Source organism: Pseudomonas sp. I8001 (genome assembly GCF_013385345.1).
Classification (GTDB): Bacteria; Pseudomonadota; Gammaproteobacteria; order Pseudomonadales; family Pseudomonadaceae; genus Aquipseudomonas.
The window spans coordinates 580,264-592,793 of sequence record NZ_JACAQC010000007.1; the positions used below are offsets into that span (position 1 = coordinate 580,264).

Sequence of the window (12,530 nt, forward strand, 5' to 3'; positions counted from 1 at the left end):
ATAAAAACAGCGCGACAATCAGGCGCAAACCTTGGAGCCAGACAGCTTGAGTGAGACAGGGCGCGGGCTGTGGGCGATGACCGACCGGTCATCACCGTGAATAGATTGTTGCCTTATCCTGTGTCGACGCAGAAGTTTTCCCGTGACCACCCGGCATTGGGATTTGCCCGTCTCCCCCGGGCACCCTAGAATGCGCCGATGCGCGATGATCTCTCTCTTTTGCTGAACTCCCTCAACGATGCCCAACGCCAGGCCGTAGCGGCCCCCGTTGGCCGTCAGTTGGTCCTGGCCGGTGCTGGCTCCGGTAAAACCCGAGTGCTGGTGCACCGTATCGCCTGGTTGATCCAGGTCGAGAACGCCTCACCGCATTCCATCCTGTCGGTGACCTTCACCAACAAGGCCGCTGCCGAGATGCGTCATCGCATCGAGCAGTTGATGGGCATCAGCCCGGCCGGCATGTGGGTGGGCACCTTCCACGGCCTGGCGCACCGCCTGTTGCGGGCGCATTGGCAGGAAGCCGGCCTGAGCCAGACCTTCCAGATTCTCGACAGCGACGACCAGCAACGCCTGGTCAAGCGGGTGATCCGCGAGCTGGGCCTGGATGAACAACGCTGGCCGGTCCGTCAGGCCCAGTGGTTCATCAATGGCCAGAAAGATGAAGGCCTGCGCCCGCAACATATCCAGGCCAGCGGCGACCTGTTCCTGGCCACCATGCGCAGCATTTATGAAGCCTATGAAGTGGCCTGCCAGCGCGCCGGCGTCATCGACTTCTCCGAACTGCTGCTGCGCGCTCTCGACTTGTGGCGCGACAACCCGGGCTTGCTGGCGCACTACCAGAAGCGCTTCCGCCACATCCTGGTGGACGAGTTCCAGGATACCAACGCCGTGCAGTACGCCTGGTTGCGCCTGCTGGCCAAGGGCGGCGACAGCCTGATGGTGGTGGGCGACGACGACCAGTCGATCTACGGCTGGCGCGGCGCGAAAATCGAGAACATCTACCAGTACAGCGACGACTTCCCGGACGCCGAAACCATCCGACTGGAACAGAACTACCGCTCCACCGCAGGGATCCTCAAGGCCGCCAACGCCTTGATCGCCAACAACACCGGGCGCCTGGGCAAAGAGCTGTGGACCGACGGCGGCGAAGGCGAAGCGATCAACCTGTACGCCGCCTTCAACGAACACGATGAAGCGCGCTACGTGGTGGAAACCATCGAAAGCGCCCTGAAAACCGGCCTGGCCCGCAGCGATATCGCGATTCTCTACCGCTCCAACGCCCAATCACGGGTATTGGAAGAGGCCCTGCTGCGCGAGCGCATTCCGTATCGCATCTATGGTGGCCAGCGCTTCTTCGAACGTGCCGAAATCAAGAACGCCATGGCCTACCTGCGCTTGCTGGAAGGTCGCGGCAACGATGCGGCGCTGGAACGGGTGATCAACATTCCGGCCCGTGGCATCGGCGAGAAGACCGTCGAGGCGATTCGCGACCACGCACGCCACAGCGATGTGTCGATGTGGGAAGCGATGCGCCTGCTGATCGCCAACAAGGGCCTGACCGGCCGTGCGGCCGGTGCCTTGAGCGTGTTTGTCGAGCTGATCGAGAACCTGGCCGCCAAGTGCATGGAAATGCCCCTGCACCTGATGACCCAGACCGTGATCGAGCAGTCCGGCCTGATCGCCTACCACGAAGCGGAAAAAGGCGAGAAAGGCCAGGCCCGGGTAGAAAACCTTGAGGAACTGGTCAGCGCCGCCCGCGCGTTCGAAAACACCGAAGAAGACGAAGACCTGACGCCACTGGCGGCATTCCTCGGCCACGCTTCCCTGGAAGCCGGCGACACCCAGGCTGATGAGCATGAAGACAGCATTCAGCTGATGACCTTGCACAGTGCCAAGGGCCTGGAATTCCCCTACGTGTTCCTGGTGGGCATGGAAGAAGGCCTGTTCCCCCACAAGATGAGCCTGGAAGAACCCGGCCGCCTTGAGGAGGAACGCCGCCTGGCCTACGTGGGCATCACCCGGGCGATGCAGAACCTGGTGATGACCTACGCCGAAACCCGGCGCCTGTACGGCAGCGAGACCTACAACAAGGTGTCGCGCTTCGTACGCGAGGTGCCGAAAGGGCTGATTCAGGAAGTGCGCCTGTCCAACAGCGTCAGCCGACCGTTCGGTGGCGGCCAGCAGCAGAACTCCAGCAGCATGTTCGCTGGTTCGGAAATCCCCGAGACGCCGTTCAGCCTTGGCCAACAGGTCAAGCACGCGATCTTCGGCGAAGGCGTGATCCTCAACTTCGAAGGCGCCGGTGCCCAGGCCAGGGTGCAGGTGAACTTCGCCGAAGGCAGCAAGTGGCTGATGATGGGCTACGCCAAGCTCGAAGCAATCTGAAACAACTGTAGAACATGAAGGATGTTGCCCCACCCTTGTATTTGGCAGCGGTGGGGCCAATATCTGTAATAAGTCCTACAGACGATTCGGTATTGGCTCTACGCAAAAGCCCGAAACACTATGCCGCTAGCCACTGACATCACACCTGTGCAACATGGCGCGCGTGCAATCCACAAATGGGAATTCCCTTTATGAAACGTTTTCTTAGCATCGCCATGGCGTTGTGCATCGGCCTGACGATGAGCCTCGACGCCAACGCCAAGCGCTTCGGTGGCGGCAAATCCATGGGCTCGGCGCCGAGCCACCAGACCAGCCAAATGGCCCCATCCGGCGGCGGCATGGGCGGCGCAGCTGCGACCGCTGGCGCTGCCGGTGCCGCAGGCGCTGCTGCCAAGGCTGGCGGTGCTTCGCGCTGGTTGGGCCCTCTGGCCGGTATCGCGGCCGGCGGCCTGCTCGCCTCCATGTTCATGGGCGGCGGCTTCCAGGGCATGCAGATCTTCGACATCCTGATCATGGCGGTCATCGCCTTCCTGATCTTCCGCTTTATCGCCGCCCGTCGCCGCAAGCAACAGGAGCACATGGCTCCAGCCGGCGCGCCGATGCAGCGTGAAGTGTTCGAGCAAAAGCCTGCTGCCATGGGTTCGATCTTCGGCGGTTCGGCTGCTCCTGCTGCCGCTCGTCCGGTGATCAACGCACCCGCCTGGTTCAACGAAGAGCGCTTCGTCGAAGCGGCCCGCAGCCACTTCCAGTCCCTGCAGCAGCACTGGGACGCCAACGAAATGGACAAGATCGCCGAGTTCGTGACCCCGCAACTGCTGGAGTTCCTCAAGCGCGAACGTGCCGACCTGGGCGACGGCTTCCAGTCGACCTACATCGACGACCTGAAAGTGCAGCTTGAAGGTGTGGATGACCGCGCCGACAAGACCATCGCCACCCTGACCTTCAGCGGTGTGTCGAAGACCTCGCGTTTCGACCAGGGCGAAGTGTTCAGCGAAAGCTGGAACATGGAGCGCCCACAAGGCGAAAACCAGCCTTGGCTGGTCGCCGGTATCCGCCAGAACGGCTGATCCCTGCCCGCTTTGAGTACGCAGTAACAAAAACCCCGGACTTGTCCGGGGTTTTCTATTTCACGGTTGCACTTATAGCGAGCTACTGTATAAAACGCCCCTATAAACCGCGCCATCTAGCAAGAGGATCCCGGCCGTGGAAGAAGTTATCGAACAATTGCGTGAAGCCAACGAACCGGTACCGGTTCCTCTGGAGCTGCCTGACGAAGATCAACTGGTGGAAATCGAGGAACAACTGTTCATCGATATTCCGTTCGTCTTCCGTGAATTTCTGCTGACCGTCAGCGATGTGGTCTACGGCAGCCTGGAGCCGGTGACCGTCACCGACCCACAGTCCCACACCTACCTGCCGGACGTTGCCGCCAACGCCTGGGATGCCGGTGTTGACCGCAGCATGATCCCGATCTGCCAGGACGGCGACGACTACTACTGCGTCGAAGAAGACGGCACCGTGGTGCTGTGGTCCGGCGAAGAAGAACTCGTCACCGAAGAAACCTGGGAATCGGTGTGGCACTGGGCGCGGGACGTCTGGCTGGAAAGCTGAGACCCCTGTGTGCCGAGGGCGCTTGTTGTGGCGAGCGAGCTTGCTCGCGCTGGGCTGCGAAGCAGCCCTCTGCGACCCACTCAGTGCTCCGGCGTATCCTTATGGTTATCCAGGGTCTCCAGCAAGGCGACCTGCATCCGCGTATGCACGCGGATGAACCAGCGCCACAGCACGGCGGCCACCGCGGCCGTCACCACGGCGATCAGCACCAGCAACTTGTTGGTCGGCAGGATACTGGCCGACAAGGCTGCCAATAGCAGGAAAATCACCAGCAGCGAAAGAATCGGGATCACTTCGGCGATCACCCGGCGCACGCGCTGAGTGTGGCGCCCGGCCATTTCCGGCTTCACGCTCATCTCCGCCAGCAGCATCGACAGCGCCTTGAGCTTGCGGTACGCCGCAATCAAAAACGGCAGCGACAGCAGCAACGCCCCACCCCAGATCAATGCCTTCTGCCAGCTCGGATCGCTGACCCAGCCTTCCAGGTAGCTGCCAATACGCGCCGCGAAAAAGCTGCCGGCAAAGAAGATCGCCACCACCAGCGCCAGGTTCACCCCCACCTGCAGAATGATCTTGCGGATCATCGACGCCAGCATCGCACCCTCGCCCTGGGGCTGAATGCTGCGCAGCCACTCGCCATACATCCCGAACACCCGGCTCATGCGCTTGGGCATCACTGCGGCAATCTTCAGCGACAGCGGGTCTGCGCCACGGATCAGATAGGGTGTGAGCAGTGTGGTAATCGCAGAAACAGCCACCGCCACCGGATACAGGAAGTCGCTGGTGACCTGCAATGTCATGCCCAGCGCGGCGATGATGAATGAAAATTCGCCGATCTGTGACAGCCCCATCCCCACTCGCAATGAAGTGCGGCCATCGTTACCCGCAATGAACGCCCCCAACCCACAGGACAACATCTTGCCCAGCACCACGGCCACGGTAATCACCGCAATCGGCCAGGCGTATTGCAGGAGGATCTGCGGGTCGATCATCAAGCCAATGGCGACAAAGAAGATCGCGCTGAACAAGTCGCGAACCGGTTCGATCAGGCGCTCAATCTTCAGCAATTGCCGGGATTCGGCCATGATCGCGCCGATCAGGAATGCCCCCAGCACCATGCTGTATTCCAGCTTGACCACCAGCAGACAGAAACCGAAACACAGACCCAGCACGGTGATCAGCAGCATCTCGTTGCTTTCGAATTTGGCCACGTACTCCAGCAGGCGTGGCACCAGCAAAATCCCGATCACCAGCGCGACAATCATGAACAGCGAGAGCTTGCCGACGGTGGAGAACACCTCGCCGGAGCTGACCGTGCCGCTGACGGCAATGCTCGACAGCAAGGCGATGATGCCGATGCCGAGGATGTCTTCGACGATCAGCACCCCGAAAATCAGCTGGGCAAAGCGCTGGTTTTTCATCTTCAGGTCATTGAGCGCCTTGACGATGATGGTGGTCGAGGAAATCGCCAGGATCGCGCCCAGGAACAGCGAGTCCATGGTGTTCCAGTCGAACCAGCGGCCGATTTCGTAGCCGATCCAGATCATCAGGATGATTTCGAGGAACGCCGCGATAAAGGCGGTGGCGCCAACCTTGAACAGCTTGCGCAGGCTGAACTCAAGGCCCAGGCAGAACATCAGGAAGATCACCCCAAGCTCGGCCAGGGTCTTGATCGTGTCTTCGTCGTGGATCAGGCCAAACGGTGGGGTGTGCGGGCCGATGATGAAGCCGGCGACGATATACCCCAACACCACCGGCTGCTTGAGCCGATGGAACAGGATCGTCACCACCCCGGCCACCAGCATGATCACGGCCAGGTCCTGGATAAAGCTGATGGCGTGCATGGCGAGGGGCTCCTTGAGGGGTACTGGCGCTTTTCCCATTTCCACGCATGCACCCCGAAAGGTCGCAATGAACGGAAAGAAAAGTCTGCCTTGATCGTAAGAATTGCCTTTGAGACGGGCTTTTGAAGGGTAACACCGCGACTTGCGGCAGAAAGCCGGTGCAATATATGGAAACAGATCGCCCCAGGCGTGACGGCAAGCCGGGGCCCAGCGTCCCGTTATGAATGGCTCTGCAAAGATTCCAGCACCCGCAGAGGTGCCTCCCCACCCAATGCCTACAACCCGTGAGTGTGCTATGGAACCCGGAAACACCCAGCTGTCGATGACAGTATTGATGACCCCTGACATGGCCAACTTCTCTGGCAATGTGCACGGCGGCACGCTGCTCAAGTACCTCGACGAAGTGGCCTACGCCTGCGCCAGCCGTTATGCCGGGCGCTATGTGGTGACGTTGTCGGTGGACCAGGTGATTTTTCGCGAGCCGATCCATGTCGGCGAGCTGGTGACCTTCCTGGCCTCGGTCAACTACACCGGCAACACGTCGATGGAAGTGGGGATCAAGGTGGTCACCGAGAATATCCGGGAGCGTTCGGTACGCCACACCAATAGCTGCTTCTTCACGATGGTCGCGGTGGATGACCAGCGCAAACCGGCCGCCGTGCCGCCGCTGCAACCGCAGAACAGCGAAGACAAGCGACGGTTTGTGCAGGCTCAACAGCGCCGGCAGATTCGCCAGGAGCTGGAAAAGCGCTATCAGGAAATCAAGGCAGACGGCCCGTAAGAGCCCGCCAGGTTTCTGGATGACCGCTTAGTAACGCGAGCACTTGTCAAAGTGCGCACACACATCAAAGCGCTGGTCCAACTGGGCCATGCGCTCCATATGGTGATTGACCACCTCCATCGTCACGCTCTTTCGGGTATTCACGTAGTACTGCACCATAAGCTTGTCGTTCTCCGCTACGCGCGATTTGATCGCACTGTCCGTAGGCTGCATCCATTGCTCCAGGACGGCATCCTCAGTTCCCCGCAGGCGCTGGCGGTACACCTCAGTGTAAAACCCCAGAGCCCGGGCCAGACGACCGGCAGACTCTTGATTCGACAGTTCGTAGTTCTGCCGAAACTGGTTCCAATAATCCGGCGGCAAGGTATACGAGCCCATCAACGCCTTACGCTTGCTGATCAACTCATCAAGCTCTTGAGGCGAGGTTTGCATTCGGTCGACTTTATTCTCTGACACGATGGCCGTGATCGACTGCGCACGCTCGTCAAGAATGCGATCAATCAACACCATTCGCTGCGGAGTATCCGGTAACAACTTGCCGAATATCGGACCTTTGCCCTCGCAAGACGGCATGCCGGTCTCGAACAGCGGCTGCGGGATCCGCACGTCCTTGCCGTCCAATCGCGTAAGACGCTGGAGCAGCGTGCTGCATTGGCGGCCCTGCAATTCGAAGGTCACTTCGTACTCTTCACCCGCCTTGGGCGTTAGATTGAACGCTTTGCCACAGACATAGGAGCTGCCGTTGGTGTTGATCATCAACATAGTGTCCTTTCCGGGCGCCAGCTTGATCTCCAGCAACCCACGAGCCGTGGGCGGTGGGCGGTGGCGGCACAAGCATGTCTACCCGCCGCTTGGTGTCCACCAGGAACATGTTGTTGAGAATGCCTGTGGTCTCACCCATGCAGTGCTGTGCGTCATAGACAAAAAGGGTGCTGTTGGTGGTGTTGGAGATGAACCGCAGCTTCGCCGCATCGGGCTCGGCTGCGTCAGGATAGGTACCGTGGACGCTGCAACCACTGAGCAGCGTAACCAGGGCCAATGCGATAAATGCCCGTGGCGAATGGAGCAGGGATAACGACATGATCTTCCTTGATGAACGCAGAGGGCAAAAAGACGGCCGATAGTAACGGACGCCCTTTGCGTCGCTCAATCAGGAATATTCCTACAGCCCGATTGGGGTTGCCTCGAAGCGAACTCGCGGATGGGCAATCCGGTCCTGGGCGCGCACCAGTTCCAGCTCATAGCTGGCGCACGCCTGGGTTTCCAGCAGTACTTCATGCACCGCTGCAGCAGTGAACTCAAAGGCCGCCACCAGGCTATCGCCCAACAACACCCGCGCCAGGAACAGGCCCGACGTCAGGTCGCCCACGCCCACCGGCTGACGCGGGAATGCCAGCAGTGGCCGACGCAGGTGCCAGCTGCCTTCAGCCGTCACCAACAGCATTTCGAAGCCGTCCGGCAGCTTGCCGGGATAATCCAGGTGCTTGACCAACACCGCTTTCGGCCCGCGGGCCAGTAACGCACGGGCCATCCCCAGGCAATCGAACAGCGACTGCGGCTTGCGCCCGGCAAAGCTGTCCAGCTCCAGCTGGTTGGGGCACAGAAAGTCGGCCATCGCCGCCGCTTCCTCCAGCAGGAAGTCGCTGACCTCCTGGGGGACGATGCAGCCTTTTTCCGGATGCCCCATCACCGGGTCACACAGGTAAAGAGCCTTGGGGTTGATCGCCTTGATCCGCGCCACGCCGGTGAGGATCGCCCGGCCCTGGGCCGCACTGCCCAGGTAGCCCGACAGCACTGCATCACAGTTGCCCAGCTCGCCAATCGCCGCGATGCCTTCCACCAGCGCAGGAATTTGCTGCGGCGCCAACACTTCTCCCGCCCACTGACCATACTGAGTGTGGTTGGAGAACTGCACCGTATTGAGCGGCCACACGTTCACCCCGACCCGTTGCATGGGGAACACGGCGGCGCTGTTTCCGGCGTGGCCGAAGACCACATGAGACTGGATCGCAAGCAGATGGGGCGTACGTTTCATGCAGGGGATTTCCGTAAAGCCGTTGATATTCTGGCTGCGCAGTATGCGACTAAACGCGGCCTGTACGACAGACCGGAGACGCAGTTAAGCTGGCCCTACTTTGTTGGAGTTCATCGAATGCTGACCCTCGGAAATATCTTCGTGCTGATGCTGCTGGCGACCGGTGCCGCCTGGCTGTGGCACAACCACGGCCTGCGCGAGCGGGCGCTGGAACGGGTCAAGCAGCACTGCGCCAAGCTCGACATCGAGCTGCTCGATGGCGCCGTGGCGTTGAAGCGCATCGGTTTTGTGAAAGATGCCAGCGGGCGGCGGCGCCTGGCACGGATCTACAACTTCGAATTCACCGTGACCGGCGAAACGCGGCACCCGGGGACCATCACCCAATTCGGCGCCCACAGCGCGCAAATCGAGTTGGCGCCCTACCCGTTCGAGATCAAGACGCCATTGCCCAGCGCCGAGATCATTGAGCTAAGCCAGTGGCGCCAGGAGCATGGCAACAGCAAGACCCGTCACTGACGGCAAGCGGTTAACCCACCCTGTAACTGCGCAACGTTCTGCACTTCGCTGAAGATCAATTCGATACGCGAATCCCGCCGCCATTCGCTGGGCTGCCAGGCCAATGCTGCGTTATCCACAGCGTTGGCCGATGCCCAGCCATCCAGGCTGTGGATAACCAGTTTTGCCCGTCGCCAGTCCAACGATTGCAGCCATTGCTGAATGCGCCGCGCGTCGAATCGCTGACTCGGATGCCAGCGCCAGCCAATGCTCCAGCCATCCTCCTGGCCCTGGCTGAGGCAGATCGGCGATGCCGGATCCGTCCAGATGGCCGGCATTTGCCCCAGGCCTTTGGGCAACTCGAAGTTATCCACAGCCGCTGCCGCTTGAGCATTCACACCCGGTAACCGGGCCAAGGGCAGTTGCGCCTGCTGCGTCCAATAGATCGGTCGATCGGGCAGTTGCCCTTGAATCAACAGGCGCTGCGCATCACTTAAGGCTTCATTCTTGTTCAATACCAACAGCCCGGCGCTGGCTAATGCCTCCCGTTGGGCATTGGGTAAAGGTTTACCCGCCGCCAACGCCTGGGCGTCCAGTACGAGTACGCACGGCTGCACCGCCAGTACCTGCTGCCAGGGTGCTTCCCGCAGCTGCTTGAGCAATTGAGCCGGGTGCCCAAGCCCGGACGGCTCGATAAACAGCCGGTCGGGCCTGGCCTTACGCAACAAACGCCCCAGTCCTACCTGAAACGGCGCCCCGTTGACGCAACACAGGCAGCCACCCGCCACTTCACCGAGGGCAATCCCGTCGTCATCACGGGTGAGCAGCGCGGCATCCAGGCCAATCTGCCCGAACTCATTGATCAACACCGCCCAACGCTCGTTGGCCGGGCGCTGGGCCAGCAGGTGCTTGATCAGGCTGGTCTTGCCGGCGCCCAAGGGCCCGGCAATCACGTGGGTGGGAATGTTCTGCAGCATGGTGGACATCATTCAGACCGTGTAGAGAGGTTCGATCCTACCCGGTTACGCCAACCAATCCAGCGTCAGAATCAACCGTCGTTGATCCGCTTGCAGCGGCGGCGAGCGGTGGATCAGACCAAAGCCTTCGTTGCCGTGCCATTTTTCGCCCTTGAGCAACGCCACTTCGCCGCAGTGGATTTGCTCAATGCGTTCTTCCGGCTCAGCACTCGCCTGGCTCAGGTGCCGCCGCTCCATCACACCTTCGCGCAACCACTGGCTGCCGATGCCGGCGTAGGTGGTGATCAGCCGCACCGGCACATGATCCACATGAAAACGCGGGCACATGGCCTTGTCCAATAGCCGCAAACGCACGCCGATACGCTTGGCTCCGAGCAAACAGGCAAAGGCGCTGACCAGCCACGACACATCGGCGATAAAGCCTTCGTAGCCTTCAAGGTCACGGCAACCTGATGCCAAGTCCTGCAGGTTTGGCTCGGCGTCTTCGCTGTTCAGTTCAACCACCAGCGACTCGGCCAATGGCTCATTGAGTGCCACCAGTAACGCGCCGAACTCGGCGATGTGCAGAGGCAACTGACGCTGCCACACCGCTAGGTTCACGCCGTCCTCAAGGATATCGGTGAGCACGGCCGGGGTTTCGCCGTGGGTCTGGCGTACCACCGGGCGCAGTTTCAAGGTCGGTGCCAGCATCAGGCAGCCTCTTCGAACCAAGGGCCAAAGGGATCGGCCAACAAGCGCCAGCCTTCGACACCCGTGGCCATTTCATCGTCGGTCAGCAAACAAGCGTCCAGCTCGGCGGTCATCTGTGCGAAGTCGATGTTCTGGCCGATAAACACCAGCTCCTGCCGGCAATCGCCGGTGCTCAGTTGCCAGTTTTTCATGATTGCGGCGATGCCTTCCTCGTCCTGGGGCCACTGGGTTTTCGGCACGAAACGCCACCAGCGCCCGGCAAACCCATGGCGCATCAGGCCGCCAGCCTGGGACCAGCTACCGGCGTCCTGGTGTTTGCTGGCCAGCCAGAAAAAGCCCTTGGAGCGCAGCAGTTTTCCATTCACCCAAGGCCGGTCGATAAAGTCGAAAAACCGCTGCGGGTGGAACGGGCGGCGGGCGCGATAGGCGGTGGAGGCGATGCCGTACTCTTCGGTTTCCGGCAGGTGTTCGCCACGCAGTTCCTGCAACCAGCCCGGCGCCTGGGAAGCACGCTCGAAGTCGAAACGGCCGGTGTTGAGGATCTTCGCCAACGGCACTTCGCCCATGACCATCGGGATGATTTCAGCCTGGGAGTTCAAGCGCTCCAGGATCGCCATCAACTCCTCGCGCTCACTGCTGCTGATCAGGTCGATCTTGCTGATGAGGATCACATCCGCAAATTCGATCTGCTCGATCAGCAGGTCGGTGATCGAGCGCTCGTCCTCTTCACCGAGGGTTTCGCCCCGGGACGCCAGGCTTTCGGCAGCCTGGTAGTCGAGCAGGAAGTTCATGCCGTCGACCACGGTGACCATGGTGTCGAGCCGGGCAATGTCCGCCAGGCTCTGGCCTTCTTCGTCGCGAAACGTGAAGGTTTCCGCCACCGGCAACGGCTCGGAGATCCCAGTGGACTCGATCAACAGGTAATCGAACCGACCTTCCTTGGCGAGCTTTCCGACTTCTTCCAGCAAGTCTTCGCGCAAGGTGCAGCAGATGCAGCCGTTGCTCATCTCCACCAGTTTTTCTTCGGAGCGATTGAGGGTGACGTCGCGCTGGACCTCACTGCCATCGATGTTGATTTCGCTCATGTCGTTGACGATCACCGCCACCCGCAGGTTTTCGCGGTTGCGCAGGACGTAGTTGAGCAGCGTGCTTTTGCCGGCGCCGAGGAATCCGGACAGCACAGTAACGGGGAGACGATTGGGCATCAGGTATTCCTCATCAGGGTTGGCCGGTCAAATCGCCCGTTGATGGCGTTCGCGCAGCTCTTCACGTTCTTTGGCTTCGATACACAGGGTGGCCGTGGGGCGCAGCAGCAGGCGCTTGAGGCCGATGGGTTCGCAGGTTTCACGGCACCAGCCGTATTCACCGCGGGCCAGGCGTTCCAGGGCTTCGTCGATCTTGTCCAACAGCTTTTTTTCGCGCTCCAGCAGGCGCAGTTGCCATTGGCGCTGTTCTTCGGCGCTGCCGACATCGGCGGGATCGCTGTTGGGCTCCTGTTCGCGCAGCACCATGAATTCAGCGTCGATACGCGCTTGCAGCTCGTTGCGCTGGGCCAGCAGCAGCTCGCGGAAGAAACCTTGCTGGGCTTCATTCATGTAGTCGGCGCAGGGTTGGTCGAGAAGGTCTTGTTCGGTCATCGGAGGTGGTTCACGGGTCAGGCTGTCTTTTAATGTTATAGTATAACAATGCAAATAAGCCAATCCCCCTTGCTCGTG

The 12,530-nt window shown here is 60.6% G+C and carries 13 protein-coding genes; 5 read left to right on the forward strand and 8 right to left on the reverse strand.

Annotation, left to right across the window (positions count from 1 at the left end; translation table 11 throughout):
* Positions 1 to 198: 198 nt before the first annotated feature.
* From uvrD to HX839_RS07225, 3 genes are all read left to right on the forward strand, one after another.
* The gene (gene uvrD, locus HX839_RS07215; RefSeq protein ID WP_003213452.1) at positions 199 to 2,382 is read left to right on the forward strand and encodes a DNA helicase II; all 2,184 of its coding nucleotides are present in this window, start codon (positions 199 to 201) and stop codon (positions 2,380 to 2,382) included.
* A gap of 191 nt (positions 2,383 to 2,573) precedes the next feature.
* Positions 2,574 to 3,449 carry a Tim44 domain-containing protein gene (locus HX839_RS07220; RefSeq protein ID WP_003213454.1) on the forward strand — a complete coding sequence of 292 codons (876 nt, stop codon included), beginning with the start codon at positions 2,574 to 2,576 and terminating at the stop codon, positions 3,447 to 3,449.
* 136 nt (positions 3,450 to 3,585) lie between these two features.
* Complete coding sequence (locus HX839_RS07225) at positions 3,586 to 3,993, forward strand: SMI1/KNR4 family protein (protein ID WP_003213456.1); 408 nt, start codon at positions 3,586 to 3,588, stop codon at positions 3,991 to 3,993.
* An 80-nt stretch (positions 3,994 to 4,073) separates the two neighbouring features.
* Here the strand turns inward: HX839_RS07225 and HX839_RS07230 are convergent, their stop codons facing one another.
* Positions 4,074 to 5,837 (reverse strand): cation:proton antiporter, encoded by a 1,764-nt coding sequence (locus tag HX839_RS07230; RefSeq protein WP_177066899.1) that lies wholly within the window; start codon positions 5,835 to 5,837, stop codon positions 4,074 to 4,076.
* A 295-nt stretch (positions 5,838 to 6,132) separates the two neighbouring features.
* On the opposite strand from HX839_RS07230, the gene HX839_RS07235 reads away from it, so the two are divergent.
* Positions 6,133 to 6,618, forward strand: coding sequence for an acyl-CoA thioesterase (locus HX839_RS07235; protein WP_088421988.1), 486 nt, complete (start codon positions 6,133 to 6,135; stop codon positions 6,616 to 6,618).
* Positions 6,619 to 6,645: 27 nt separating this feature from the next.
* Here HX839_RS07235 and HX839_RS07240 read toward each other — a convergent pair whose 3' ends face one another.
* From HX839_RS07240 to pdxY, 3 genes are all read right to left on the reverse strand, one after another.
* Positions 6,646 to 7,374 carry a hypothetical protein gene (locus HX839_RS07240; RefSeq protein WP_256344685.1) on the reverse strand — a complete coding sequence of 243 codons (729 nt, stop codon included), beginning with the start codon at positions 7,372 to 7,374 and terminating at the stop codon, positions 6,646 to 6,648.
* The gene (locus tag HX839_RS31545) at positions 7,307 to 7,699 is read right to left on the reverse strand and encodes a hypothetical protein (protein WP_256344686.1); all 393 of its coding nucleotides are present in this window, start codon (positions 7,697 to 7,699) and stop codon (positions 7,307 to 7,309) included. Before HX839_RS31545 ends, HX839_RS07240 begins: the two co-directional genes overlap by 68 nt.
* 81 nt (positions 7,700 to 7,780) lie before the next feature.
* Complete coding sequence (pdxY, locus tag HX839_RS07245; protein WP_003213465.1) at positions 7,781 to 8,653, reverse strand: pyridoxal kinase PdxY; 873 nt, start codon at positions 8,651 to 8,653, stop codon at positions 7,781 to 7,783.
* Between the two features lie 117 nt (positions 8,654 to 8,770).
* Here pdxY and HX839_RS07250 point away from each other — a divergent pair, with 117 nt between their 5' ends.
* On the forward strand, positions 8,771 to 9,169 hold the full coding sequence (locus HX839_RS07250) for a DUF3301 domain-containing protein (protein WP_003213466.1): 399 nt from the start codon (positions 8,771 to 8,773) through the stop codon (positions 9,167 to 9,169).
* On the opposite strand, the gene HX839_RS07255 is transcribed toward HX839_RS07250, so the two are convergent.
* Genes HX839_RS07255 through dksA form a run of 4 tightly spaced genes read right to left on the reverse strand, consistent with a single transcriptional unit; the run spans position 9,163 to position 12,452 of the window.
* On the reverse strand, positions 9,163 to 10,125 hold the full coding sequence (locus HX839_RS07255) for a GTP-binding protein (RefSeq protein WP_177066938.1): 963 nt from the start codon (positions 10,123 to 10,125) through the stop codon (positions 9,163 to 9,165). The genes HX839_RS07250 and HX839_RS07255 overlap by 7 nt on opposite strands.
* A gap of 45 nt (positions 10,126 to 10,170) precedes the next feature.
* Positions 10,171 to 10,815 carry a DUF1826 domain-containing protein gene (locus HX839_RS07260; protein WP_177054041.1) on the reverse strand — a complete coding sequence of 215 codons (645 nt, stop codon included), beginning with the start codon at positions 10,813 to 10,815 and terminating at the stop codon, positions 10,171 to 10,173.
* Positions 10,815 to 12,020 (reverse strand): zinc metallochaperone GTPase ZigA, encoded by a 1,206-nt coding sequence (zigA, locus tag HX839_RS07265; RefSeq protein ID WP_003213472.1) that lies wholly within the window; start codon positions 12,018 to 12,020, stop codon positions 10,815 to 10,817. The genes HX839_RS07260 and zigA overlap by 1 nt, the downstream gene beginning before the upstream one ends.
* 27 nt (positions 12,021 to 12,047) lie before the next feature.
* Positions 12,048 to 12,452: an RNA polymerase-binding protein DksA gene (gene dksA, locus HX839_RS07270; RefSeq protein WP_008439502.1), complete on the reverse strand. Its 405-nt coding sequence runs from the start codon at positions 12,450 to 12,452 to the stop codon at positions 12,048 to 12,050.
* Between the last annotated feature and the right edge of the window lie 78 nt (positions 12,453 to 12,530).